This window comes from Termitidicoccus mucosus (genome assembly GCF_038725785.1).
Classification (GTDB): Bacteria; Verrucomicrobiota; Verrucomicrobiia; order Opitutales; family Opitutaceae; genus Termitidicoccus; species Termitidicoccus mucosus.
In genome coordinates, this window is record NZ_CP109796.1 from 6176808 (window position 1) to 6199862 (window position 23055).

General features: G+C 61.8%; 27 protein-coding genes and 1 other RNA gene. 5 read left to right on the plus strand and 23 right to left on the minus strand.

Features of this window, described 5'->3' with window-relative positions:
- Nucleotides 1–249: 249 nt before the first annotated feature.
- Nucleotides 250–1773: an AAA family ATPase gene (locus OH491_RS21640; RefSeq protein WP_334319635.1), complete on the minus strand. Its 1524-nt coding sequence runs from the start codon at nt 1771–1773 to the stop codon at nt 250–252.
- Nucleotides 1774–1957: 184 nt separating this feature from the next.
- Between OH491_RS21640 and OH491_RS21645 the strand changes: the two genes are divergently transcribed.
- The gene (locus OH491_RS21645) at nt 1958–2266 is read left to right on the plus strand and encodes an HU family DNA-binding protein (RefSeq protein ID WP_068772471.1); all 309 of its coding nucleotides are present in this window, start codon (nt 1958–1960) and stop codon (nt 2264–2266) included.
- A 99-nt stretch (nt 2267–2365) separates the two neighbouring features.
- On the opposite strand, the gene OH491_RS21650 is transcribed toward OH491_RS21645, so the two are convergent.
- From OH491_RS21650 to OH491_RS21670, 5 genes are all read right to left on the minus strand, one after another.
- Nucleotides 2366–3433 (minus strand): cupin domain-containing protein, encoded by a 1068-nt coding sequence (locus OH491_RS21650; RefSeq protein ID WP_342750687.1) that lies wholly within the window; start codon nt 3431–3433, stop codon nt 2366–2368.
- A gap of 311 nt (nt 3434–3744) precedes the next feature.
- Nucleotides 3745–4650 (minus strand): DMT family transporter, encoded by a 906-nt coding sequence (locus OH491_RS21655; protein WP_068772469.1) that lies wholly within the window; start codon nt 4648–4650, stop codon nt 3745–3747.
- A 343-nt stretch (nt 4651–4993) separates the two neighbouring features.
- Nucleotides 4994–6385: an efflux RND transporter periplasmic adaptor subunit gene (locus OH491_RS21660; RefSeq protein WP_068772468.1), complete on the minus strand. Its 1392-nt coding sequence runs from the start codon at nt 6383–6385 to the stop codon at nt 4994–4996.
- Nucleotides 6386–6418: 33 nt separating this feature from the next.
- A complete protein-coding gene (ppgK, locus tag OH491_RS21665; protein ID WP_068772467.1) occupies nt 6419–7162 on the minus strand; it encodes a polyphosphate--glucose phosphotransferase in 744 nt (247 codons plus the stop codon).
- Nucleotides 7163–7294: 132 nt separating this feature from the next.
- On the minus strand, nt 7295–7897 hold the full coding sequence (locus tag OH491_RS21670) for an FKBP-type peptidyl-prolyl cis-trans isomerase (RefSeq protein WP_068772466.1): 603 nt from the start codon (nt 7895–7897) through the stop codon (nt 7295–7297).
- A 464-nt stretch (nt 7898–8361) separates the two neighbouring features.
- Between OH491_RS21670 and OH491_RS21675 the strand changes: the two genes are divergently transcribed.
- A complete protein-coding gene (locus OH491_RS21675; RefSeq protein ID WP_334319634.1) occupies nt 8362–10650 on the plus strand; it encodes a PEP-CTERM sorting domain-containing protein in 2289 nt (762 codons plus the stop codon).
- Between the two features lie 33 nt (nt 10651–10683).
- On the opposite strand, the gene OH491_RS21680 is transcribed toward OH491_RS21675, so the two are convergent.
- From OH491_RS21680 to OH491_RS21690, 3 genes are all read right to left on the minus strand, one after another.
- On the minus strand, nt 10684–12105 hold the full coding sequence (locus tag OH491_RS21680; protein WP_068772464.1) for a pectate lyase family protein: 1422 nt from the start codon (nt 12103–12105) through the stop codon (nt 10684–10686).
- 131 nt (nt 12106–12236) lie between these two features.
- A complete protein-coding gene (locus tag OH491_RS21685; protein WP_068772463.1) occupies nt 12237–12668 on the minus strand; it encodes a metallophosphoesterase family protein in 432 nt (143 codons plus the stop codon).
- Between the two features lie 31 nt (nt 12669–12699).
- Nucleotides 12700–14043 (minus strand): mechanosensitive ion channel family protein, encoded by a 1344-nt coding sequence (locus tag OH491_RS21690; RefSeq protein ID WP_068772462.1) that lies wholly within the window; start codon nt 14041–14043, stop codon nt 12700–12702.
- A 161-nt stretch (nt 14044–14204) separates the two neighbouring features.
- On the opposite strand from OH491_RS21690, the gene ssrA reads away from it, so the two are divergent.
- Nucleotides 14205–14561: a transfer-messenger RNA gene (gene ssrA, locus OH491_RS21695) on the plus strand.
- On the opposite strand, the gene OH491_RS21700 is transcribed toward ssrA, so the two are convergent.
- From OH491_RS21700 to OH491_RS21710, 3 genes are all read right to left on the minus strand, one after another.
- Nucleotides 14524–15777, minus strand: a complete 1254-nt coding sequence (locus OH491_RS21700; RefSeq protein ID WP_334319633.1) for a site-specific integrase — start codon at nt 15775–15777, stop codon at nt 14524–14526. The genes ssrA and OH491_RS21700 overlap by 38 nt on opposite strands.
- Nucleotides 15778–15781: 4 nt before the next feature.
- Nucleotides 15782–16177, minus strand: a complete 396-nt coding sequence (locus tag OH491_RS21705) for a hypothetical protein (RefSeq protein WP_068772458.1) — start codon at nt 16175–16177, stop codon at nt 15782–15784.
- 81 nt (nt 16178–16258) lie between these two features.
- Nucleotides 16259–16477 carry a hypothetical protein gene (locus OH491_RS21710; RefSeq protein ID WP_145929052.1) on the minus strand — a complete coding sequence of 73 codons (219 nt, stop codon included), beginning with the start codon at nt 16475–16477 and terminating at the stop codon, nt 16259–16261.
- 397 nt (nt 16478–16874) lie between these two features.
- Here OH491_RS21710 and OH491_RS21715 point away from each other — a divergent pair, with 397 nt between their 5' ends.
- Nucleotides 16875–17231 (plus strand): hypothetical protein, encoded by a 357-nt coding sequence (locus tag OH491_RS21715; protein ID WP_068772456.1) that lies wholly within the window; start codon nt 16875–16877, stop codon nt 17229–17231.
- A 44-nt stretch (nt 17232–17275) separates the two neighbouring features.
- Complete coding sequence (locus OH491_RS21720; RefSeq protein WP_145929051.1) at nt 17276–17587, plus strand: hypothetical protein; 312 nt, start codon at nt 17276–17278, stop codon at nt 17585–17587.
- Nucleotides 17588–17627: 40 nt separating this feature from the next.
- Here the strand turns inward: OH491_RS21720 and OH491_RS21725 are convergent, their stop codons facing one another.
- The 11 genes from OH491_RS21725 to OH491_RS21775 form a co-directional block, all read right to left on the minus strand.
- Nucleotides 17628–18008 (minus strand): type II toxin-antitoxin system VapC family toxin, encoded by a 381-nt coding sequence (locus tag OH491_RS21725; RefSeq protein WP_068772455.1) that lies wholly within the window; start codon nt 18006–18008, stop codon nt 17628–17630.
- Nucleotides 18008–18247, minus strand: coding sequence for an antitoxin VapB family protein (locus OH491_RS21730; RefSeq protein WP_068772454.1), 240 nt, complete (start codon nt 18245–18247; stop codon nt 18008–18010). The genes OH491_RS21725 and OH491_RS21730 overlap by 1 nt, the downstream gene beginning before the upstream one ends.
- A 239-nt stretch (nt 18248–18486) precedes the next feature.
- On the minus strand, nt 18487–19014 hold the full coding sequence (locus OH491_RS21735) for a hypothetical protein (RefSeq protein WP_068772453.1): 528 nt from the start codon (nt 19012–19014) through the stop codon (nt 18487–18489).
- A gap of 25 nt (nt 19015–19039) precedes the next feature.
- Complete coding sequence (locus OH491_RS21740; RefSeq protein WP_068772452.1) at nt 19040–19327, minus strand: hypothetical protein; 288 nt, start codon at nt 19325–19327, stop codon at nt 19040–19042.
- Complete coding sequence (locus OH491_RS21745) at nt 19324–19512, minus strand: hypothetical protein (protein ID WP_068772451.1); 189 nt, start codon at nt 19510–19512, stop codon at nt 19324–19326. The genes OH491_RS21740 and OH491_RS21745 overlap by 4 nt, the downstream gene beginning before the upstream one ends.
- A 15-nt stretch (nt 19513–19527) precedes the next feature.
- Nucleotides 19528–19932, minus strand: a complete 405-nt coding sequence (locus tag OH491_RS21750; RefSeq protein ID WP_068772450.1) for a hypothetical protein — start codon at nt 19930–19932, stop codon at nt 19528–19530.
- Between the two features lie 35 nt (nt 19933–19967).
- Entirely contained in the window at nt 19968–20537 is a 570-nt protein-coding gene (locus OH491_RS21755) for a hypothetical protein (protein WP_068772449.1), read from the minus strand.
- Nucleotides 20538–20543: 6 nt separating this feature from the next.
- Nucleotides 20544–21770: a discoidin domain-containing protein gene (locus tag OH491_RS21760; protein WP_068772448.1), complete on the minus strand. Its 1227-nt coding sequence runs from the start codon at nt 21768–21770 to the stop codon at nt 20544–20546.
- A gap of 6 nt (nt 21771–21776) precedes the next feature.
- A complete protein-coding gene (locus OH491_RS21765) occupies nt 21777–22256 on the minus strand; it encodes an LPXTG cell wall anchor domain-containing protein (protein ID WP_068772447.1) in 480 nt (159 codons plus the stop codon).
- A 3-nt stretch (nt 22257–22259) separates the two neighbouring features.
- Nucleotides 22260–22718: a hypothetical protein gene (locus OH491_RS21770; RefSeq protein ID WP_068772446.1), complete on the minus strand. Its 459-nt coding sequence runs from the start codon at nt 22716–22718 to the stop codon at nt 22260–22262.
- A gap of 16 nt (nt 22719–22734) precedes the next feature.
- On the minus strand, nt 22735–23022 hold the full coding sequence (locus OH491_RS21775) for an LPXTG cell wall anchor domain-containing protein (protein WP_068772445.1): 288 nt from the start codon (nt 23020–23022) through the stop codon (nt 22735–22737).
- Between the last annotated feature and the right edge of the window lie 33 nt (nt 23023–23055).

Consider the following 23055-nt stretch of genomic DNA (forward strand, 5'->3'; position numbering starts at 1 on the left):
CGGACGGGCCTTCTTTCTCTTTCCGCTTTATACCATCTCCGAGCGAAATTTATATTTTCGGTAGGACGAGCCGTCCCGGCCGAGCCGCGGCTCAGCCGGGGGCTTCGTCCTGCCTTGATAAGTCTATAAATGACTGGGAAATGGTATGATCTTTCTTTCCTGCGGAGAGCCCGCTTCGGAAGAGAAAGAAGAAAGATAAAGAGGAAAGAATAAAGAGGGACGCCGCAACGTGGGGCGCGCCCTTTGCGTTTATGCGGCGCCGGTGCTCTTGAAGCGCTCCACCACCCAGCGCGAGATGGCCTTGTCGGGATTCTCGACGACCTCGCGCGTGATGTCGAATTTGCGCGATTCACCTTCGTTCACGAGGAGCTTCAGGCCGTGGTGGAAGTTGCGGAATTTTTCCTCGCAGAGCGCGCGGATGGTCTTGTCGAGCGCAAGGCTTTCCTCGATGAGCGCGTCGAGCGCGCCCTCGTCGAAGGCCAGTTCGAAGCCGTGCTCGGCCTGAAAGCGCTGCGTGAAGGCGGCCACGTCGGCGCGCAGGACTTCGTGCTGCTGCTTCGCGTTCTCCTTGAGCAGCTCCTGCAACACGGCGGCGGGCTCGGCGACCGTGCGCTCGTCGATGCGGAAGGCTTTCACCGCGGTCGAGGGCAGCTCGAACTTGAAATTGCGAAACACGCGCTCGAGCACGGTCATCAGGCCGCGCGCGCCGGTGTTTTCCTTGTGCGCCTGCGCGGCGACTTCGCGCACGGCGGGCGGCGTGATGTCGAAGTCGATGCCGTAGCCCGCGAAATCGGCGCGATATTGCTGCAAGATGCTGCCCTCGGAGGTGAGCAGGATTTGCTCGAGGTCTTTCGCCGTGAGCGACTGGCAGGCGACGCGCACGGGAAGGCGCCCGACAAACTCCGGCTCCATGCCGTAGTCGATGATGTCGCGCGACTGGGCGAGGCGCAGGAAATCGCTGTCGTTTTCCACGCGGGCCTCGGCGCTGGCGCTCGCGGCGGCCCCGGCGGCGCCGAAACCGATGCTGCCGCTTTGCACGCGGCGGCGCACCTGCTCGGCGAGCTTGTCGAACGCGCCGCTCACGATGAAGAGGATGTGCCGGGTGTTGATGGTGCGTTTGCGTGCCTTGCCGGTGCGCTGCATTTCCATCATGGCCTGCATCTGCGCGGCGAGGTCGGTCTGGCTTTGCAGGTTCACGTCGGTCTCCTCCATGAGCTTGAGAAGGTTGATCTGCACGCCGCGCCCGGACACGTCGCGCCCGCCGCCGCCCGCGACATTGCCGGAGGCGGAGGCGATCTTGTCGATTTCGTCGATGTAAACGATGCCGTATTGGGCCAGCTCCACGTCGCCGTCGGAGGCTTTCACGAGGTCGCGCACGAGGTCCTCGACGTCGCCGCCGACGTAGCCGGTCTCGGAGAACTTGGTGGCGTCGGCTTTGACGAAGGGCACGCCGATGAGGCGCGCGATGCAGCGCATGAGGTAGGTTTTGCCGACGCCGGTTGGCCCGAGCAGGAGGATGTTTTGCTTGGCGTAGTCGCGCTCGCGGAGTTCCGGCTGCTCGATGCACTGGCGGACGTGGTTGTAATGGTCGCAGATGGCGACCGAGAGGACCTTCTTGGCCTCGGCCTGCTGAATGACGAAACGGTCGAGATGATCGCGGATTTCCCGGGGCTTCAGGTTGAAGGCGCGAATCCGCTTTAACGTCTCTTCATGAGTCTCTTCCGCGGGCTTCTCCTCGCCGGTTGCATCGGGGGCGGAAGCCCCCGGCTGCACGAAAAATGTGCGAAAGGGGGAACCTTTCAGAGCGTCACGAATCTCTTTAGGCAGTTGATCCGTGGGGTCTTGCGTGTTTTTTTCATTCATTTTTTAATAAATCATGCTAATCTATCATTGACGTAATCTTAGAATTGAAAATTGCTTAGGAATCCATTCAGATATTTAAAGTAACTTACAAATTATGTCTACAAACCTAACCAAACGAGAAATAGTCTTGGAAATCTACGAGAAGACCGGATTTCCGCAAAAAGAGGTTGTCGCGACCGTTCAGATGACACTCGACATCATCATGAAGGCTCTCGCGGAGGGACGCAATGTCGAGCTTCGCAATTTCGGTGTTTTGGAAGTGCAAAAACGCAAGTCCCGCATTGGCCGCAACCCGAACAAGCCCGCCGCGGAGGTTGTCATTCCCGAGCGCGCCGTGGTCAAGTTCAAGTCGGGCAAAATACTCAAGCAACTTCTCAAGAAAATCGACATCACGAAGCTCTAGGCGATTTTCGCAAGCCCTTCCATGTCGCAAGGCAGACCGGACCCGCAAGGTCCGGTTTTTTATTGCACCGGCTTTTCGGAGAAAGCCGGCTCATGCGGTTCAGCTTTTGCGCGCGGCACGGCGTTTTCTCGGGGAAGGCCTGGACGCGAGGCGGACATGCCGGGGGAGGATGCGGATGACGTGGTAAGTGGCGGGCGTGTCGCCCGACGGGTTGCGCATGGCGTGCTCGGTGCCGGAGGCGAAGTAGATGAGCGAACCGGCGGCGGCGGTTTGCATTTTGCCGTCGATGACGATTTCGAGCGAGCCTTCCTTGACGAGAAGCAGTTCGTCGTCGGGATGGCGGTGGCCGGGAGGAGCGTGCATGACCGCGCCGGGGGCAAGCGTGGTGACGTGGCTTTCGAGCATCTGAAGGACGGGCGTGGGACCGTCGAACAGGGCGCGCCGTTGGCCGGTTTTGGTTTTTTGAACCTCAAGCGCGTCCCACGCATACACGCCGGACTTCACCAGCGGCGCGGGTTCGGCCAGCCAGCCGTTGGCGCGCATCCAGTCCTCGCAGCGCGCGGGCCACGTGGCGGCGTTGCCGGTGTCGGTTTTCATCCCGAAACCGTGCGCGCCGTTTTGATACAAGTGCATCTCGGCGGGGACGCCTTCGCGGCGGAGGGCGAGGTAAAAGCGGATGCTGTTCTGCACGGGCACGGTTTTGTCGTCGCCGCCGGAAATCAGGAAGGTGGGCGGGGTGTTCTTGGTGATGCGTTCGTCGGTGGAATAAAAGTCGATGAGGGCGGCGGACGGGTTTTCCCCGAGGAGGTTGTTGCGCGAGCCGCGGTGGCCGATGTCGTCGCGCATCGAGATGACGGGATAAACGAGCACGGCAAAATCGGGCCGCGCGCTGGTGGCGTCGAGCGGTGCGCCGGTCCTGCCCGCCCCGGTGTCGAAGAGCGTGGCGGCGCACGACGCGACATGCCCGCCGGCGGAGAAACCGAGCACGCCGATGCGATCCGCGCGCACGCCGAATTTGTCCGCGCCGGCGCGGACGGTGCGGATCGCGCGGAGCACGTCCTGAAGCGGCGCGGGCTGGCCGTATTCCTTCATGCGATACTTGAGCACGAAGGCGGACACGCCGATGGAGTTGAGCCAGGCGGCGACGTCGCGGCCCTCGTTTTGCATGGAAAGGCGGGCGTAGCCGCCGCCCGGGCACAAATGTCATGGAGGGGTGATGGACGCCGGACGAATGCGCGGGCGTGTCCTTGTCGGGCGCGGCGTCGGCGCGAAGGCCGGGCACGCCTTCAGGCCAGAGCGGGATGACGGCGGGTTGGGCGGCGGCGAGGGTGGTCGAGAGCAGTGTCATGGCGGTGGCGAGCAGGGGAAGCCGCGCGGGGCGGCGGAGGGATTGAGGGTTCATTGAATTGAAGGGAAGGGCGTCGCTGCAACATGCAGGGAATGCGCACGGAGGGAAAGCGTGTTCTGAAAAGGCGGGCTCATCCGATGATCGTCAGCACGATGCCGGCGAGCACGCCGATGACGGCGGGGAGCTTTTGCAGGCCGTTGGGTTCGTGGAAAAACAGCAGGCCCCCGGCAAACGCGACCAGCGTGCTGCCCCGCCGGAAACTCGACACGAGCGACACGAGCGCGTCGGAGTCGCGCAGCGCGTTGAAATAAAGGAAATCCGCCGCGAGCAGCGTCAGCGACATGAGCGGGATGCCCCAGCGCCAGTGAAAGGTCTTGCGCGGCCACAGGCGGAACTTCCAGCCGAGCGCGAGCGGGAGAAAGATCGCCGTGAGATAAATCGCGAACCAGGCCTGCACAGTGCTGGCCCGGAAGCCGAGCCGGCCGAGCAGAAATTTGTCGTAGAGCGCGCTGACCGCGCCGATGAGAGTGCCGGCAACGAGCAGCCAGATCCATTTGTCGCGGTGAAAATGCACGCCCTCCCTGCGCCCGGCGAACGAGAGGCCGATGAACGAGCCGATGGTGATGACGACGCCGAGGACTTGCAGCCAGGCGGGCCGTTCGCCGAGCACGAGCAGCGCCCCGAAAAGCGTCCACACCGGCCCCGTCGCGCGAATCGGCGCGGCGAGCGAGACCGAGAGGTGTTTCACGGCAAAATACGAGCAGATCCACGATGCCGCCACGATGGCCGACTTCAACGCGAGCAGCAGGTGCTGTTTCGGCGACACCGGCTCGACCAGCAAAAGCTCCGGCAGGGGCGGGAATATGTCCGGGGAGGCCGACTGCCACGCCATCAAGGCCAGCCAGACGAGCGCGCTGCAAACGTTGGTCCAGAACAACACCGGCAGGACGGCGTTTTCCCGGACCGACTGTTTTGTGGCGAGATCGTAGCAACCGAGAAAAAACGCCGACACCAGGCTGGCCAGAATCCAATGCATCGAAAAAAGGATCTTTCATGCCGGAAAGCGCCACCCATCGCAAGCGTCCATGCCGGTGTGGGCGAACTTCGGAGGCAATCGGAAGTGGTGTCACCGCCGGAATCTTTCTCTTTCTTCTTTCCTCAGGAACGGGCGGGGAGAAAGATAAAGAGAAAGAAGCTGACTCGCAGGTGCACTGCGCGCGGCGGCGTGTGCGTAGCGCAGGCATCCTGCCTGCCGACGTTAATTTTATCGCGCGAAGCGCTCATTTATTTCTTGAGAAAAAGCCAGCGGCGCTTCGCGCCTTCCTATTTCGATGGCAGGCAGGATGCCTGCGCTACACGCTGGCGCGTCTCCCTGGCCGTTATTTTGCGGGCGGGCCTTTTTTCGCGGGCTCGACGAGCACGGACGCGCCGTCGGCCAGAATGCGCGTGATGGCCGCGTAGCTGCCGCTCACCACTTCGTCGCCTTCCCGCACGCCGGACTTGATTTCGATGTGCGCGGTGTCGGCAATGCCGGTCTCGACCGGAACCATTTTCACGGTGGCGCCGTGGCGCACGAAGACGACGCGCTGGAGGTTGTCGCGGTCGTCGCGCCGGCGTTGCGCGTCGGCGCGGGTGTTGACGGCGGTGGCGGCGCCTTCGCCCTTGTTTTCCGTCTCGGCCTTGGCGCGGGCGTCGGCGAGCTGGTCGAGCGTCCGGGCCGTGTCGCGGGCGCGGACGGTGACGGACTGGATGGGAACGGCCACGGCATTCGCGACCGTCCGGGTCTCGATGTCGGCGTTGGCGCTCATGCCGGAGCGGATGGGCACGCTTTTGTCGAGGATGCGGATTTTGACCTGGAAATTGGTCACCTCCTCCTGCGTGTTCGCGCCGGTGGTCTGCGCGGCGGAGCCGATTTCCTTCACGATGGCCTCGAATTTGCGGCCGGGGAAGGCGTCGATGGCGATCATGGCGCGGTCGTCGATTTTCACGTTGACGATGTCGTTTTCGTTGATGTTGACGCGCACTTCCATGTTGGCGAGGTCGGCGACGCGCATGATTTCGGTGCCGGCAAACTGGCCGGTGCCGACGACGCGTTCGCCGACCTCGGAGGTGAGCGAACTGACGGTGCCGTCGATGGGCGCGTAGATGGTGGTTTTGTCGAGCTGGTCGCGCGCCTGGTTGAGGAGTCCCTCGGCGCGGCGGATGTTGGCGATGGCGCTGTCGAGGCTGGCGCGCGCCATTTCGTAGTCGGCGCGGGCGGTGGCAAACTCGAAGTCGGAGATGAGGTTTTGTTTGTGGAGGCTTTCGTCGCGCTTGAAATCCTCCTCGGCCTTTTGGAACCGCACCTCGGTTTCGAGCGCGGAGGCGCGGGCGGCGGCGAGGTCGGCTTCGCGCTGTTCAAACTGGTAGCGGTAGGCGTCGGGTTTGATGCGGACGAGGAGTTCGCCTTTTTTCACGTCGGCGCCCTCGCGGAAGGGCAGCTCGATGATTTCGCCGGCGACCTCGGGCGCGATTTTCACCTCGACCTCGGGCTGGATTTTGCCGGTGGCCGAGACGACTTGCGTGATGGTTTTGACGATCGCCTTCTCGACGGTGACGCGGCTGGCGCGCGGCTGCGCGTTTTTCATCACGGCGAGCGCGACGAGCAGGCCGAGCAACCCGATGCCGGCGAGGAACAGCCAGAGCCACTTGCGTGATTTTTTCCGGGGAGGAGGAGCGGGCCGGGACGCAACAGGCGCGGCGGCATCGGGCGATCGGGCGGGAGCGGTCATTGCACGGAAAGACGGGCCGGGGGTGGAGCGGTTTTATTTCGCCGGGCCGGCGTAAAGCGCGGCGCCCACGATGCCGGCTTCGTTGAGGAACTCGGCGGGGACGACGGGCGCGCGCGTTTTCAGGTATTTGAAGAATTTCTCGTGACGCGCGCTCACGCCGCCGCCGATGATGATAAACGCGGGGGCGACGAGTGTTTCGAGCGTGCGGATGTAGTCGCCGAGGCGGCATCCCCATTTGTGCCATGAAAGGTTCTGGAGTTTACGCGCCGAGGCGGCGACGTCCTTTTCGATGGAATGGCCGTTGCAGGGGAGATGGCCGAACTCGGTGTTGGGAAAGAGGAGTCCGTTAAAAAACATCGCGGAGCCGACGCCGGTGCCGAGCGTGAGCACGAGCACGGAATCCTTGCGCTTGCGGCCGGCGCCGAAACGCATCTCGGCGATGCCGGCGGCATCGGCGTCGTTGAGCACGCGGACGGCGCCGCGGGTCTTGGCGGCCTTGGCGATGAGCGCGGCGAGGTCGCAGCCGATGAAGCGTTTGCTGAGGTTGGCCGAGGTCCTGATGGTTGACCCGTGAATCACGCCGGGAAAGCCCGCGCCGATGGGGCCGCGCCAGCGGAAGTGCCGCACGATTTCGGCGACCGCGGCGGAGAGCTGCGCGGGCGTGAGCTTGCCCTTGGCCTCGATGCGGAGGCGTTCGGCGAGAAGTTTTCCTGTCTTGGTGTCAACCGGGGCGCCTTTGACGGCCGAGCCTCCGATATCAATGCCGAGGATGTTCATGATGGGTGCGGGGAAAAGTGATGCTGGAAAGGGTTATGTGGATGCCGGATGCGGGGGCCGGATGTTTTGCGAGGAAATGGGCGGGCAAAAAGCGACGCAACAAAAACGACGAGGCGAAAAACAAAAAACATTTCACCGTGATCCGCGGCCGCCGCAACCGCAACGGCCGGGATTGCCCTGGCCGGCGCAGTCGTCGCCGCAATCGCAATCCCCGCAGCCGTCCGGCGTGTCGGGATGCCCTTGGGCGATTTCGGCCTCGGTCGCCTCCCGGACTTCGACGATGTCCACGTCGAAGGACAAGTCCATGCCGGCGAGCGGGTGGTTGGCATCGAGCGTGACCTCGTCGCCTTCGACGGCGGCGACCATCACGACGGGCGCGCCGGGACTGGGATCGGTCTGGAAACGGTCGCCGACACGCATCTCGCCCTGCACGGGAATGGCATCGCGGCGGATTTTCCGGACGAGCGAGGCGTCGTATTCGCCGTAAGCTTCGGCGGCGGGCACGATGATGCGCGGCTGCGGGCCCGGCTGCCGGTCACGGAGCGCTTCCTCCAACCCGTCAATGATTTGTCCGGCGCCTTCCAGATAAACGACAGGCGATCCGCCGAAGGAGAGATCGAGCACTCGGTCAGAGGTGTCGCGCAGCGAATAGTGAAAAGTGACAACGTGGCGTGCCATGGAGCAGGCGAGCTTGGCGAGGCCGGTTTCGCTGGCAAGCCCAAGAGCGATGGGCAATGGCAATGGGCAACTCAAACTGAGGTCGGTTTGTCCATCCTGTCGAGTCTCTCGCTTTGCACGAAATCCATATTGTATTTCGAATATTAATTATGTGCTTCGTAGCATTATATTTACAATTTGATAGCTTGCAAATGCAAATAACTAATCCTACCACATTAGCCATGCGCATGAAGAGGTTTTGGCTGACCGTATTGTTTTTTGGAGTCCCACTGCTAACGGGGTCGGCGGCAACCTATACATGGACCGGAGCGGCAGGAAACGGGCTGTATCATGATGAGCGCAACTGGGAAGGTCATCAAGTGCCGGTTAACTCGCCGGATACGGTCATTATTTATAATGGGGCGGGGATGGGTAAAATCCTGCTGCCTCCAGCAGAGGGGACGGTGGCCAACATTTTATTCACGCACACATCGGGCACATATGAGTTCCAATGCATGACGGAGGGGACGACGATTGTTAATGTGGCGAAAAATTCCGAAAATGCCGCCATTAAAGTCTCAGCCGGCGGCAGCGTGGTGTTTGGATCGTCGGTCAGGTTTAATTTCCAAAGGGCGCAGTCCATTGAGGTCGCCGATGGCGGGGCATTGGTTGTCTATGGCCGCATGCAGGGCATGGGAACCGGCAACGTGTTATCCAAAACCGGCGCGGGCGTGCTGCGGCTCGCCGGGGAGGTGAACGGCATCGCGGAGATTTGCGTGGGGCGGGGGACTGTCGTCGTGGATGCCGCCGCGAGCATCGCCAAGGCGTGCTCCGTGTCGCTCGACGGTGGCGGGCTTTTCCTCGCAGGCGGTGCCACGTTTGAGAGTGATATTGTGGTCAGGGGTGGTGCCGCGCCCATCGGCATTCATGGCGGCGGCACGGCCGTGCTGTCCGGAGCGCTTGTGCTTAACCGGGACACGGTGCTCGGCTCCAGTCCCGGCCTCCAAGTCGGCATGATTGAAATCACCGGCCCGGTGAGACAGGCGCAGCAGGTCGCCAGGCTGACGGTTTCCGGCCCCAACCCGGTCATGCTTTCAGGCTCGAACACATACGGCGGCGGCACGCACGTGGCTGAAAACAGCACGCTTTATTTTGGCGCGGCCCAGGCGGTGCCGTCGCATGGCACGATCACCGCGGAGGCATCCGGCTACGTCGGCGCGGCCTATATATTGAATTTGCAGGCATCGTTGATCGGGCATCTCGATGACGAGGGATTCCGGGGCACGCTTGGCTTCGATACCGCCGCCGCCGTCATCACCGAGGCCATCGACCTCAGCCGGCTTTGCGCCTATCAAGGCATCGGCTCGAAAAGCTCCGCCACCATCAGCGGCCCGATCACTGTCGCTCCCGGAAGCCCGTATCTGTTTGGCGGCGGCAACGGCGTGCTCTATATAAAAAGCAATCTCACAGGAGGCGGGGCGGAGGGTGTCAGGGTGCAGTCCGCCTTTGGATCGCCGCTCACGGTTTATCTCCAAGGCAATAACACCTTCCCGGGCGATGTCACCGCGCGCTATTCCAATATCATCCTGGACAGTCCCGGTGCGCTTTCCGGCCATGATGGCGTGACCGTCGCCGACGCAACATCGGCGGAGGTCAAGGTCGGCGCCCCCAGCCGGGTGCAATTCGACCATGCCGCCTATGTGGGCTACACGGAAAGATTCTCCAACAACTTCAGCGAATTTCTCAACCGCATCGGGGCAATATCCGATCCGAATGCCATCGTCGGCATAGATGCCGCCGATGGTGCGGGCAAGCGGGTCATAACTGAAAACATTGATCTATCCGCGGGCTTCACCCGCACCGATCCCTATTATCTCGGGACCAGCAGCGATGTCGCGATCGACGGCGTCATCACCCCTCCCGGCGGCGAAGGACAGGCCAACCCGCTTTATTTGACGGCGATTCGCGGAGGAAACCTGACGGTGAATTCCTCTATCGGGGGCCGCCATGTGTCTTCCCTCTACATCGGGCAGCGCACCCCGCACGACCCCGGCACGGGGACGGTGCATATAACCAATTCCCAGAATGACTATACGGGCGGCACCTTTGTCCTCGGCGGCATGTTGAGCGTGGAGGGAAGCGACAGCCTCGGCAGCGGCGCGGTCACCGTCGGCGCGGGCGCCACCTTTCACTCCCTGTCGGGCATTACGATCGCCAACCGCATGGTGCTCGAAGCCGGCTCGACCCTTTCCGGCGGCGGCAACCATGTCTCGCCAGTCGCGGCCGGGCACGGGGTGACTCTCGAACCGAGTGGGCGGGGCACGACGGGCGCCCTTCATTTTCACGAGGGGCTCACCCTCGACGCCGGCAGCCGCATAAATCTCGATTTGCGCAGCGCCTCGCAATTCGACCAGCTTTGCATATGGAACGGCTTTCAGATCGTGGGCAACGTCAATGACCCCATCATAATCAAGCTTTATTCGATTGGCGGCTCGGGACCGGGCGCCTATAACAAATTCGATCCGACCCTAAGCTACTCGTGGCGTTTCGCCTATATAAACAGCGGGACGCTTCCGGTCGAGGGTTTCGATCCGTCGTATTTCCTGGTCGATGGCACAGAGTTTGCCCGCTGGAACAATGTTGAGGGCGGCGTTTTCGGCATTGAGATGAATGCCGACGGCAAGAGCCTCAATATCACCTTCACCCCCGTCCCCGAGCCCGGCACTTATGCGCTGATGGGGCTGGGAATCGCGATGCTCGCAGTGTTTGAAATCCGCCGGCGAAGGAAAAACCGCGCTGTTTCAGGGGCGCCCGGTGGCGGGGTGGATTGATCGAGGCCGCTTGCGGTGGGCGCTGGCGCCGGGTCATGCCTTCGGTTTTCCGAAGGTGGTGTCCACGTTGTTTTCCGCTTTTGTATAATCGATATGCTCGCGCGGGTTGGTATTGTTTAAATACTCCTCCACGTTGGTATAGCCGTCGCCGTCGGCATCCTGCGCGCCGTCGGCGGGATTACGCGGATCGAGGCCGTGGCGTGTTTCCCATTCATCGGGCATGCCGTCGCCGTCCGTGTCTGTCGCGACAGGGCCGCTTTTGAGTTTGGGCCAGCCGCCGAGCTCGGTTTGGGAGTCGATGATCTTGCCGCCGCGGGTGACGACATCGTTGATATAGCGGGCGTCGATGGAGTCGCGGACGGGCAGTGACGCGCCGATGGTCGGCAGCACAACGCCAGGCAGGTCGGCGGCGGGATGGGTGGCGACCGGCGGCAGCTCGTAAGGATGGTCGACCACGCGCACCCGGGTCTTGCCGTCAAACACGCGGCGGTCGATGAAAAGGCGGTTGTCGGCGGTCTGGTCATCGTGGCCCTCGAAGATGTTTCCCTCGATATACAGATAGATCTCGGATGGGGAGCCGGCGTCGGACGCGATGTGCAGGGGCGTCGCCGCGCGGGTGTCGGCGCCGGGGATGATGAGGTTGTTTATATAATTGAAGCGGAGGAACAGCCCCTGCGTGTTGCCGGAGGCGATGCGCCCGGGGTTGTATATTATATTGTTCCTGAAATCGAAGACGGGATAGGGCGGCTTGCTGTAGTTGGTGCCGAGGCGGGGATTGCGCCCGTCGTTGTGGATATAGAGGTTGTGATGAAGCGAGACGGGGCCGTTGGCGCGGGAGAGCGAGCCGAAGCCGTGCGCGCCCTTGGCGTGGATGCTGGCGCGGAGCGCGCCGCCGATGATGCAGTATTGCAGGGTGATGTTGGAGTTGTCGCCGGAGAGGGAAAAGGACTCATCGACCGACCAACTGGCGCTGCAATGGTCGAAGATGACGTCGCGCGAGCCGTGATGGACATCGAGCGCGTCCTCGGTGCGTCCCGTGTCGTCGCCGAGCCGGCTGCGAAGGTGGCGCACGACGACGTCGTGCGTGGCGGTCATGAGGGGTGCGCCGCGCAGGCAGACGCCATCGCCGGGGGCGGTCTGGCCGGCGAGCGTGAGGAATGGGTTTTTGATGATGATGGCGCTCTTGAGCGAAATGATGCCGGCGACTTGGAAAAGCACGATGCGCGGCCCTTCCGCCTCACAGGCGGCGCGCAGGCTGCCGGGGCCGGAATCGTCGAGGTTGGTGACGTAGAGGACACGTCCGCCGCGTCCGCCCGGGGTGGTTGCACCCGCGCCTTCGGCGCCGGGAAAGGCGGGCAATGCAGGGGGAGGCGGGACGGCTTGCGCGGCTTCGGGGGCCGCGTGGGCGATGATCGGCAAAACGATCAGCGTGAGGAGGGCAGTGCGGAGTTTCATGGTTTTGGGCCGGGTTGTATCTGACGAAAGTTCGTGCGCGGCAGACTGGACGCCCAAACGCGGCGGGATGCGAGGCCCGCGGTGTCGGGACAGTCCGGTTTTGCGGGCGGACGGGCGTCGGTGAGGAGGCGTCAGAGGGGCATGGTTTGCCAGTGGATGGAGCGGCCGGCGCCGATGGCGAGCCAGGCGAAGCTGAGGCCCCGGCCGCGCGGATAGGAAATGCAGCCGGGGTTGAGCCAGCGAACGCCTCCAATGGTTTCGTCGCGTGGGACGTGGGTGTGGCCATGGATGACCAGGTCGCAGTCGCGCGGAGCGCGGGCGGGCGGGATGTGCTGGAGATGGCAGCGCACGCCATGAATTTCGAGGCGCAGAACGAGCGGCCAGGGATGACTGTCGTTGTTGCCCAGCACGACGCGCAGGGGCGGGCCGAGCTGCTCGAATTCAACCAGCACGGCGGGATCGCAAACATCGCCGAGGTGCCAGATCTCGTCCGCGCCGGCGACGAGGGCGGGCAGGCCGGACGGGAAATGATTATGCGTGTCGGAGATGACGGCGATGCGCATGCGTGTGTTTTAAAAATCGAACGATTTTTTCTTACGCCCGCGGTGGTTTTGGAGCGGTGGTGTCGGCGACGAGCGAGGTGAGGAGGGCACGGTTGTCGGCGCCGCTGGGGCGCTGGTAAACCGCGAGGCCGAACTCGCCAATCACGGAAAGCAGGTGGTCGAAGATGTCGGATTGGATGCCTTCATAGGCCACCCAGCCGATGTCGTTGGTGAAGGTGTAGAGTTCGAGCGGGATGCCGAGTTCCTTCGGCTCAAGCTGCCGCACGATCATCGTCATTTGCTGGTGGATTTTCGGGTGCGACTTGAGGTAGGCGAGGCAGTAGGCGCGGAAGGTCCCGAGGTTGGTGAGGCGGCGGCCATTGCCGAGGATGGAGGTGTCGGCTCCGCGTTTTTTATTGTCCTCGGCGATTTCCTGGAGCTTGGCGTCGAGGTAGGGCCGGATGAGGTCGATTTTCTGCCAGCGCGCCAGCATTTCCTCATTGGCGAAACGCACGGTCTGCATGTCGACGTGGATCGAGCGCTTGATGCGGCGTCCGCCGGACTCGGACATGCCGCGCCAGTTTTTGAAGGAACCCGAAATGAGGTTGTAGGCGGGGATTGTGGTGATGGTCTTGTCCCAGTTCTGCACCTTCACCGTGGTGAGCGACACGTCGATCACGTCGCCGTCGGCGCCGGCCGAGGGCATCTCGATCCAGTCGCCGACGCGCACCATCTCATTGGCGGAAAGCATGATGCCGGCGGTGAAGCCCATGATGGTGTCCTTGAACACCAGCATCAGCACGGCGGCCAGAGCGCCGAGCCCGGAGAGGATGACGAGCGGCGATTTGCCGAACAGGACCGAAATCACAAGGATGGCCGCGATGAGAAAGATGACCAGTTTGAAGGCCTGGACGATGCCTTTGATGGGAAGCCCGGAGAGGAAGTTGCCGCGCTGGGCGATGAGGTAGAGGGTGTCGAGAAACGAAAAGATGACGCCGACCACGATGACGATAAAATACAGGGCGATGCACACCTTGAGGACGGCGAGCACCGCGGGATTCCCGGCGAAGACGGCGCGGCCGAGTCCGCCGATGATGATGGCGGGGGCGAGGTGGGCGAGACGCGCGAAGAGCCGGGTCTCGATCACGGCGTCGTCCCATTTCACCGAGCTTTTGGCCACGAGCCGGTGGACGTTGCGCACGATGATGACCTTGACCAGCCAGTAGGCGATCATGGCGATCAGGATGATGGTGCCGCCCGTGACAATGTTGGTGATGATGCCGGCGGTGCTTTCACTCAGGCCCTGCGAGGCGAGAAACTCGCGGAGAAACCTGTCGAACCCGATGAGTTGCTCGCTGCCGGTGATGTAGTTATTGTCGGTGTCTTGCTCATTCATGGCGGAAAAATTAGTGGAAGCGCGGCAAGTGATGTCGATACTTGAATCCGGTTTGCAGGATTCTCCGCTTGCGCCGGGTGAGGCGGCGGGTAAAGTGGGCGGCTTGTTCTTTGATTGGCATGCCATGCCGATCGAATCGCGACCCGCGACAAACAATTTTCGGGGGTGTTCTGGATTCGACCCTTGGTTGGAGCACGCCGCTGCCGTTCGAGGATGAAGGTTGGCCTCGTTAATCATCCTTCAAAACAATAATAGGCAACTACGAAGAGATGCCCTTGGCCGCCTAATAGCGCGGCCTCGTTTGCCCGGCGACACCTGCTAGCCGGAACAAGCGTCGACAGCAGGCATAACGCATGGAGCCGCCCGCGGTCCGAGCGTCGTACACTTCATCCGGGGGATAGCCTGTGCTTAAGCGCGTGAAGTCGCGTGACAGAGGCGAAACAAACACTTCACTACAACGGTAGACGCGGCGCGTGAAGGTCAGGGGCACGCGGGTTCAACTCCCGCCACCTCCACCATTTTAGGAGATGCAAGGGCAGCATCTATTTGTTTAATATCAACGGTTTTCGCAACCGTTACGAAGTTTCTGACAAGCGTCAAAAATGCCCCGGGAATCGGGGTTTTTGCGCTGATTTGTGCGCATTCTGCTGCTACACCGTCCGGCGCGGCAATCCATGGGATTTTTCGGATTTCATCGTGATAACTATCCTGCGGGACCTCGGTGTAAATGTTCGCCGTGAGGTTCGCATCCGAGTGCCCAAGAAAATCCTGAGCGGCGCGCTGGTTGACTCCGTGCAGCACGCCCAGCGTCTGGAATGTTTTTCTAAACGCGTGGAAGTGCAGCACGCGGCCAAGTTCGTCCGCGTGCGCGATGCCCGCTTTTTCGAGGTCGGACATGAGCGTGTCCCATTTGGGCATTGTCCCAAACACCAGCGCGCCCGGCTTCGCGTCGGCGGGCTTCGCGGCGCGCAATTCAGCGGCAAGCATGGGATGCAAGGGAAGTGACCGATTCTCGCGGTCCTTGAGCGTATAACCGCGCAAACGCACGTGCGGGCGGTCCCCGTCAAGGCGCAGATCATCCCACACCAGCGCCTTGATTTCTTTTTTCCGCTGCCCGGTGTAAAGCAGCGTGAGGTAAACAAGGCGGCGTTGCGGCGCAACGGCCAGCAGCCGGCGCAGTTCGTCCGTCGCAAAGGCGCGGGATTCGTGGACTTTTTTGCCCCGGGTATCCACGACATCGACGGTGCCCAGCGGATTAAACGCCACGCGGCGGAGCCGGACGAGCCACGAGAGAAAGGCCACCAGCGCGGCCTGATATTCGCGCAGTGTTTTCGCGGCCATTGTCTGCTTTGAGCGCCAGCGGATGAACTGATCGGGCCGGATGTCGGCGAGGCGCTTCCAGCCGGTTTCGGCCAGGATGCGCGTGATGCGGTATTCCGTGTCACGCGCATGCTTTCCCGTCTTTTTGCGGGCGCGGATGTCGGCGATGTGCTCGGCGAGCAAAACCGCCAGCGGTGTGCCAGCGGCTTCGCGGTGCGCCTTTGGGCTGATGATGCCTTCCGCCTCGCGCTGCTTCTCAACGATGATGTCTCGCAGGCGTTTGCGGGCTACGAGCTTGTCAGGAGTGCCGAGCGCCACGGTGCGGGGTTTATCGCCACGGGCGAGGGCGTAGCGGCCATAATAGAGCCTAGAGCGTTTGCCCCTGCGCTTGGGGCGGTAAACGTATTCAGTCATGGCATCAGGCAGTGAGGGGGCGTCCGGTTTCTGTCTCGGCGTAGGCGCCAGAGTTGGCGGTGCTGCCGCAGAGGGGTGCTATCGAGTCTTCTAGGCGGGTGGCGCGGGCGATCAGATCGGCCGCGTCCTTTCTCATTTTCGCGACGGCCTCACCGCCATAACGCGCTTCGCTGTCCGCCTCTTTGATGGCATCCAGCGGCGTCTTTCGCCCTGTTGCGCACGTGCCGAATCCGGAATGCGCGGTCCATGATGAGTAGATACTGGAGCGGCCAGGCTCGACTGACGTGTATGGGTAAACGGTGTCCACTAGCAGCCCGTCTTCGCGGGCGAGGGTCAAAAGCTCAACAAGCTTGGATTGGATTTCCGCTCCGAGAGCGGCGATTTTTTCTTCGTTTTTCATGGATTGGTAGCGTTGTTTGTTTGGCCCTCGCGCCCCGGCTTATGGCTACCAACCAAAAGCACGGGGCGCGGGGCGAAAGGGTTAGTCGCCTCGGATTACTTCTGAAAACGAAGCAGCCAGCAAAAGTAAGGATGCGCTTATCAGAGGGCTGCAAAGTCCGATCATTGCCGTGCGCTCCAGCCAACCGCCACCGGGCGCGTCCGTCAGCGCACCGTATAAGACGGCGGCGATGCCGGCTGACGCCAATAATACATTGATTGCTAAAAACAGAGCGATGAACCGATGCTTTCGCTTTTTCATAGTTGGTAGTCGCGGGTGGAGTTGGGCGCCACCGGGGCGGGTTACAAACCCAGTGAGCCCGGTGGCGCAGTGTTATGAGAAACGGATTTAAAAGTCTTAAGACACTCAAACCTGCAAGCCTTTTTTAGCGTTTTTAGAGACTGCCTCATTATTTTGGCGGTGTTATGGGCAAATCATCACATTCCGAAGTTCTCGGCGTCCAGTGCCGCAAGGCATTGGTTGCCAAAATCTCCGAGCGCGCCAACGCAATCGGAATCAGCAAGAGCAGGTTCGCCGCCTTGATTCTCGAAAAATGGGACCGCGAAGGCGCGAAACCGGTTTCACCCGCCGATTCCGCCATTGTCGCCATCGGGGGGTTTTATCCATCGAACCAGAAGCCCCAGAAAAAAACTAAATAATGAACACACTTACTATCGACGCGACAAGCTCCTTAATTGCAATATGTAGCGCATTTGGTGTCATCCTTATTTATATAGGCGGGCTGACACTCAGCTTTCTAAAAACAAGGTCAGAGCTAAAAGCGGCGTTGAAGGACACTGTCTCCGAGGGAGAGCGATTGCGCGGGATGATCAGCAAATACGAGGATTTGCACACCCGGTTTGCACACATTGAGGGGTTCGTAAAGTGGCTCCCGGAGTATAAAATGATTTATGGGCCTAATGAGGACGACAAAAAAAAGGAGGAAGAGGGGCTTAAGCGGCTTGGAGAGATGCAGCGTCAACAGCGAGAGCACGTATCTCAGGCCCAAACCTGAACCGGCCCGCGTTCAAATACAGTGACATGCGCGCAAGGAAACTCATGACGCTCAAAGAACGTTTCGAAAATCATCCTGTCATTTTCGGAGCCTCGCTTTTTTTCGCGGGGGTGGCGGCAACTGTTTTTTTCTACGACAGAATAGCTGCCCCCAAGGGAGTATCACTCCCGCCTGCTGCTGTTAATGATGATCTGGCAACAAAATTTGCGGCAGAAAAAGAACGCTCTGAGCGGCTTTCCTCTGCGCTTACCAGTGCACAAAACGAGATAGCAAAGTTGCTCGCAGAGGAAAGGGACCCCCAGAAACGATTGGCGTTAAAAAATCTCCAAGCGGAGCTTTTTATCGAGAATCGTTGATGGCGCAAACAGGGACAGGCGCCAAGTCACGGCGGCGCGCTCAATAGGCGCGCAATTCGAGGCCGGGCACGCGGGTGAAGTGTTTCGCGTTGTTCGAGACCAGCGGCAGCGCATGCGCCAGCGCGGTGGCGGCAATCCAGATGTCGTTGTCGCCGATGTGCAGGCCCCTGCCTTTCAGCAGGCGGCCAATGCGCGAGGCATGCCACGCGACGCGCTCATCAATTTCCAAGACGGTGAACATGTCGAGCGCGGCGGCAACCTCGGCGGGGCTGTCGCAACCCTCGGCAAACTCCGTCCAGCATATGCGCGAGGTGTAGAGCGGCGCGTCGAGATTGGCGTCGATAAAGGCGAGCGCCCGGCGCTGCCACGGCTTGCCGCCCTGCCCTGCGAGGCGGATGATGAATTCGCTGTCGAAGAGCATCAGGCGTGGCGGAGGTCGCGGGAGCGGGTGCGGTTGGCGACGGCGCGCTTGACGGAGGTCCAGTCCACGCCGCGCCCGAACTTGCCGGATTCCACGGCGCGCTTCAAATCGGCGGCGGTGGCCTTGGCGGGCGGCAGCGTGATACGGCGCACAACCTCGGAGAACGACTCACCCGGCCGGCGGGTGGACTTCAGGCGGTTGTAGGCGTCGAGTTCGAGGGAAATGGTTTTACTGGCCATGCACAGACCATGCACAGACATGCCGGGGATGTCAAACCCAGCGGCGCCCAAGACCAAACCCGAACCGGCTGAAACGTGACGTAGCTGGCGTGACGGGCCCTGGGTGTGTCACGCCGGCCGCGTCACACCGTGACTGACCTGGGTGAGGCAACAGCCTGGTGTGTCACGCTGGCGGGCAAGCGCGATCGATGCGTCACACTTCAAGGCGCGCCGGGAATGGCGTTGCCAGCTGCGTGAAGTCATTTGGCACGGGCGGCGCGCCGACTGCGAGGGACACGAACGCCGAGGCGGGCGAGGGTGTGAAGGGCGAACAGGGCGACGGCGGCGATGGCAGCGAACTTCACCCAAGAGGGAAGGGAGGCCGTCACGGCGTTGAGGCCGGCTGCAAGCTGGCGGGGGATGTCCTTCACGGCATCAACGACGGCCTTGTCCTTGATGTCGTCAATCTTGCCTTGAGCGGAATCGCGGGCGGGTTCCTGAAAGGCGGACATGTCAATATCCACTTCCCCAAGATAGTCCTTGATGTCGCCGATGGTGGCACCGGCAGGGACGGCGGGCGCGTTGGCGTCGAACGCGGCGAGCGCGGCGGCGCCGTGAACGCGAAGGAAGGTGTCGCGCAAGGCGAGGTAGTCGGCGGCGGCGATCACGCCGGCCCCGGCGTCGGCACGCGCCTGCGCGAGCAAAAGCGTGTCGTGCGCGGCTTGGTCCACGATTGTTTGCTCCACCGCGGTGTTTCCGCCCCAAGTGAATGGATTCCACCAACTCATTTTTTTGATGCCCGATGATGAACGCTCATTCCTTGCGTTCGATTTCCGCCAAGAGGTTTTCCGCCTCGGCTTTCTGTGCAGGCGACATGGCCTTCGGATCTACCAAAGCAAGCAGCCGCACTTTGCTGTATGTATGCCACGCGCCCTCAAGGCGGGCCATCCGGCGCTCATTGCGCCACATGAACCAAGCGAGAACCGCGCCGGTCGTCCCGCCTTGGATAAGCGAGCCCAAGACGCCGCCCTCCGCTGATTGCGCGATGGTGGCAAGCAGCGGCGAAAAGGAAACGGTCAGCAGGACGATGGCGTTGCTCACGACTCCCAGTGCGCCCCGGTGAACTGGCCGTCAGCCTTGGCTTTCAGCGATTCGTATTGTGCGCGCACGGCGGCCTGTTGCTCAACCGTCACCTCGCCCTTGCGGACAAGTTCGGTGAGCGTGGGAAGCAGCGCGTCAATCAGCTTCAGGGACGCCTGAATGGCGATGAGTATTGAATTTTCCATGGTTCGCGGGGCGGGTCAGTTTTTGATGTAGCCGGCCGCCTTGACGACTTCCTGTTGCAGCGTCGTGAGGGCGGCCATGAGAGACTTCCGGTTTTCCTCAGTCGGGAGTTTTTTATATAACTCCACGGCGGCGATGACGGAGCCTATGGCGAGCTTCGCGTTTTTCCGCACGAAGTCGGCGGCCTGTTTGACTTCGGCGGCGCGGTTCGCGTCCGCTTTTTCGAGGTCCGCCCGATTGTCGTATTCCCATTTCACAAACGTATCAAACACGACATAAGAGGAGACAACGGCGGCCTCGGCGTTATATAGAAGCGCGTCCCCGTCGTAAACGCCGCCCGGCGAGAGCGACTTGCAGCCGCTGCAAGCCGAGAGGCAGAAGGCGGCGATGATGAGGGCGATGGCGACGAGATTGTTTTTCATGGGTTTGGGTGTGATGGGTTATGAGTCAGGCGACGTTATCCCTGAGTGTGGACGCCGGAAACAACCCACGTGTTGTGGTCGGGCATGGGGGTGAGTGTAATGTCGGTGCCTTGTCCCAAGTTCGGAGGGCCGCCGCTCCAGTCCCACATGCTTCCGCCATTAAACGTCTGTCCCCGGAGATTTTCACCACTAAAGCTCAGGCTCAGGCTCGTCCAGGCATTCTGGAGAATGGTGATTCGAATAGGCCCCGTGGCACTCTGAACGGGAGCGATGGCAAGAACCGTCGTGGCCATTCCGGTATTGGTGGCGTCGATTACAACCCACTGCCCGGACTGGGCGTCGAACATGGCCCCCGTCCCGCCGTCAACATAACGGAGGGTAAGCCCGCCACTGCCGCCGCCGGCCTGCAACGCGGCAATGGCCGACTCGGCACCGTTCATGCGATTGCCAAGCTGGCCGATGGCAGCGGCGTTTTGGCCGATGGCAGCGGCGTGCTGGTTGATGGAGGCGGTGTTTTGTTCCACCTGCGGACGGAGGGAGTCGGCGCTGTCCTCGGGATAGGAGCAGATGCCGACGCGGTTGATTTGTTCTTTCGAGATAGCCATGGTGTTTTATCCGGCGGGGCCGTAGATTTCGATTTCGGAAAGGGACGGGGCTGCGATGTGCGCCTTGACCTTCTGTGTGGTCCTGCCGGAAAAGATGATGCGTTCCTCGTGGTAGACGCCGGTGAAGACAAACTTCAGCCAGCGCGCCTGCACGAAGCCGACGCCAAAGAATTTCGAGTAAACCGGCTGGCCGTTGACCACGGCGCGGATGGACTCGCCGCTGTCAATCATCTCCCAGACCACGCCGTCGGCGGATTTGTAGATCTGCACGGTCGCGGGCGCTTCGCTGTTGGCGTTCGTGTTGGTTCCGCTGACTGCAACCATCGACTTCAGGATGACACGCGTGATAGTCTTGGCCTCGCCAAAATCAACCGCCACGCCGCCGTTGTTGTTGAACTTGACCTCACTCGACGGATTGCGGTCGAAAAGCTGATAGGTGCCGCCGGACTTGACCTTGTCTCCGTAGATGAAGATGCCGTCTCCGTTGGCGCTGGCATCGGAGTTCATCGCGGGGAGAATGAGCGCTTCGTTTTGCGCGGCGTTGCCGACGATGGGCTCGGAGAGGCCGGCGGCGACGTAGGTGACCACCCAGTAGCGGATGCGGCAGCGGCCGGCGCTCGCGGCGGCGCAGGACACGTCGATCTGGTCGGAGAACGGCAGGCGCGTGATGCCGTCGAGAGCGAGGCCGATTTCACGGGAGGGCGTCTTGACATTGTCGTAGCTGTTGGCGCGCCAGTAGGCGATTACGGGAGCCGGATCATCGTCGGTTTTCTCGGCGGCGAGCCAGACTTCGCGGCGGCCTTCCACCCCGGGAACAAGAAGCTGCCATACTTCGTCGGCGAGTTCGAGCGTGCCTTCAACCGCAGTGGACGCCTGACTGGCAAGCTGCACGTCCTGCTTGACGGTTTCATGCAGGCGGTGGTCATTGATGGTAACGAATCCGGTGTAGAGGATGCCGGTGAGAGGCTCGGCCCCGCTGTTGCGGACCGCGATCCGGCGGAAATAGTAACGGCTCCCGGACGCGACGGGCAGCTTGTTATATTCGAGGGCCAGCGCGATGTCCCACGGGAAAAAGTTGGTGTTGTCGTCAATCGCGAGTTCGAGCGGACCGTTGGCGGCGGCGATGTAGGCAAAGTCGCCGTAGCCGTCGAAGCTGGCGTGCCTGCCCGGCTCGATATTGAACCGGAAGCATTGCAGGGGCGCGGGATTGGATTGGCCGGGAGTGAATGACATGGGAGGTCAGCGTTTTTTGCGGCGGAAAAGGAAGGCGAAGCCGATGACCATGACGGCGATCATGCCGGCGATGGCATAGGTGCGGTTCGTGCCCGCAGACGTGAGCGAGCCGGCCGCTTGTTGCGTAAAGGCAAGCGCGGTGTCCATGCTCTGCCCGGCGAGCTTCGCGTTGTTCTCCACCATGGCGTTTGCGCCGGCCACGACGGCGTCGGCGGTCGCGGACGCGCGGTTGATGCCGTTCAACGCGATTTCGCTTTGCAGAATGCTGGCGGCGTCAATGCTGGACAGCGCGCGCGCCACCACATCGGCGGAGAGGTCGTTATTGATGGTCGTCCCGGCACCGAAAACCACGCCGCCATCCTTCGCGACCATGGAGTCCATGGCGGAGATGCCCTCGCCCTCGGCGTTTGCGTTGCGCGAGTTGTCCGAGTAGTTGCTGGAGGAACTGGATTTATTGCTTCCGAAAAGTCCGCTTAACAGGCTCATGGGTTATTTCCTCCGGCGACGGGTAAAGATGAGGGTGATGATGATGGCGACAACGCCGATGGCCCCGGCGATGCCGAGCGTCGTGACGTTCAGCCATCCTGAAGCGCCGGACGTGCTGAACGCGCCGCCTTCCTTTTGCGTGACCGCGGTGGACTCGGCGTAGCCGCCCTGGTCCGCCTTCGCGTTTGACGAGGTGGCAGTGGCTTCGGTGGCGTTTTTCGCGTCCGTGGTCTGCGTCTCGTCTATCTTGGCCATGATGGTGCCGGAGCCGAGATTGCGGATGTTGTTGCCGAACTTCGTCTGCATCGTGCTCTGGAAAGAGGATGCAAACGATGCCGACGCGCTCGCCGCGATGTCCTTGATGTTTACCATGCCGGAATCTCCGCCCTCGCCGGAGCCGCCTGCGGATTGCCCGCCGCTACCTCCGCCGAAAAAGCCTTTGATTGTGCCGAGGATGTCCATGCGGTCACCATGACGGTCAGCGGCGACGCCGAGAGAACAGGAGTGCGCCGAGGCCGAACAGGAGAACGCCTCCGAAAACGGCGATGATGATTTTATTGATGCCGCCGGTCTGCGCGGCTGGCGCGTTGGCGGCGGGCTGGCCCGTGCTCCCGGGATTAGTCGGGTTGAGCGTGGTGGGCTGCGGGGTGGGCGTGGCTTGCTGTCCGTATTTGGCGCCGATGATGTCGCCGACTACGTCGAGACCCTTGGTCAGGATGCCGGTCCACTCAATGCCGTTGGCGGCGGTGTTTGAATTATCTGCCATGGTTCAGGTGCGGTTACCCCCGCTCCGCACATG

What these genes read in the sequence shown, in the direction of transcription:
- OH491_RS21645 (WP_068772471.1), top strand. Translation starts at nt 1,958, where the DNA reads ATGTCTACAAACCTAACCAAACGAGAAATAGTCTTGGAAATCTACGAG.
- OH491_RS21650 (WP_342750687.1), bottom strand. Translation starts at nt 3,433, where the DNA reads ATGCAAAACGAGGGCCGCGACGTCGCCGCCTGGCTCAACTCCATCGGC.
- OH491_RS21655 (WP_068772469.1), bottom strand. Translation starts at nt 4,650, where the DNA reads ATGCATTGGATTCTGGCCAGCCTGGTGTCGGCGTTTTTTCTCGGTTGC.
- OH491_RS21660 (WP_068772468.1), bottom strand. Translation starts at nt 6,385, where the DNA reads ATGACCGCTCCCGCCCGATCGCCCGATGCCGCCGCGCCTGTTGCGTCC.
- ppgK (WP_068772467.1), bottom strand. Translation starts at nt 7,162, where the DNA reads ATGAACATCCTCGGCATTGATATCGGAGGCTCGGCCGTCAAAGGCGCC.
- OH491_RS21680 (WP_068772464.1), bottom strand. Translation starts at nt 12,105, where the DNA reads ATGAAACTCCGCACTGCCCTCCTCACGCTGATCGTTTTGCCGATCATC.
- OH491_RS21685 (WP_068772463.1), bottom strand. Translation starts at nt 12,668, where the DNA reads ATGCGCATCGCCGTCATCTCCGACACGCATAATCATTTCCCGTCCGGC.
- OH491_RS21690 (WP_068772462.1), bottom strand. Translation starts at nt 14,043, where the DNA reads ATGAATGAGCAAGACACCGACAATAACTACATCACCGGCAGCGAGCAA.
- OH491_RS21700 (WP_334319633.1), bottom strand. Translation starts at nt 15,777, where the DNA reads ATGACTGAATACGTTTACCGCCCCAAGCGCAGGGGCAAACGCTCTAGG.
- OH491_RS21705 (WP_068772458.1), bottom strand. Translation starts at nt 16,177, where the DNA reads ATGAAAAACGAAGAAAAAATCGCCGCTCTCGGAGCGGAAATCCAATCC.
- OH491_RS21710 (WP_145929052.1), bottom strand. Translation starts at nt 16,477, where the DNA reads ATGAAAAAGCGAAAGCATCGGTTCATCGCTCTGTTTTTAGCAATCAAT.
- OH491_RS21715 (WP_068772456.1), top strand. Translation starts at nt 16,875, where the DNA reads ATGAACACACTTACTATCGACGCGACAAGCTCCTTAATTGCAATATGT.
- OH491_RS21720 (WP_145929051.1), top strand. Translation starts at nt 17,276, where the DNA reads ATGACGCTCAAAGAACGTTTCGAAAATCATCCTGTCATTTTCGGAGCC.
- OH491_RS21725 (WP_068772455.1), bottom strand. Translation starts at nt 18,008, where the DNA reads ATGCTCTTCGACAGCGAATTCATCATCCGCCTCGCAGGGCAGGGCGGC.
- OH491_RS21730 (WP_068772454.1), bottom strand. Translation starts at nt 18,247, where the DNA reads ATGGCCAGTAAAACCATTTCCCTCGAACTCGACGCCTACAACCGCCTG.
- OH491_RS21735 (WP_068772453.1), bottom strand. Translation starts at nt 19,014, where the DNA reads ATGAGTTGGTGGAATCCATTCACTTGGGGCGGAAACACCGCGGTGGAG.
- OH491_RS21745 (WP_068772451.1), bottom strand. Translation starts at nt 19,512, where the DNA reads ATGGAAAATTCAATACTCATCGCCATTCAGGCGTCCCTGAAGCTGATT.
- OH491_RS21750 (WP_068772450.1), bottom strand. Translation starts at nt 19,932, where the DNA reads ATGAAAAACAATCTCGTCGCCATCGCCCTCATCATCGCCGCCTTCTGC.
- OH491_RS21755 (WP_068772449.1), bottom strand. Translation starts at nt 20,537, where the DNA reads ATGGCTATCTCGAAAGAACAAATCAACCGCGTCGGCATCTGCTCCTAT.
- OH491_RS21760 (WP_068772448.1), bottom strand. Translation starts at nt 21,770, where the DNA reads ATGTCATTCACTCCCGGCCAATCCAATCCCGCGCCCCTGCAATGCTTC.
- OH491_RS21765 (WP_068772447.1), bottom strand. Translation starts at nt 22,256, where the DNA reads ATGAGCCTGTTAAGCGGACTTTTCGGAAGCAATAAATCCAGTTCCTCC.
- OH491_RS21770 (WP_068772446.1), bottom strand. Translation starts at nt 22,718, where the DNA reads ATGGACATCCTCGGCACAATCAAAGGCTTTTTCGGCGGAGGTAGCGGC.
- OH491_RS21775 (WP_068772445.1), bottom strand. Translation starts at nt 23,022, where the DNA reads ATGGCAGATAATTCAAACACCGCCGCCAACGGCATTGAGTGGACCGGC.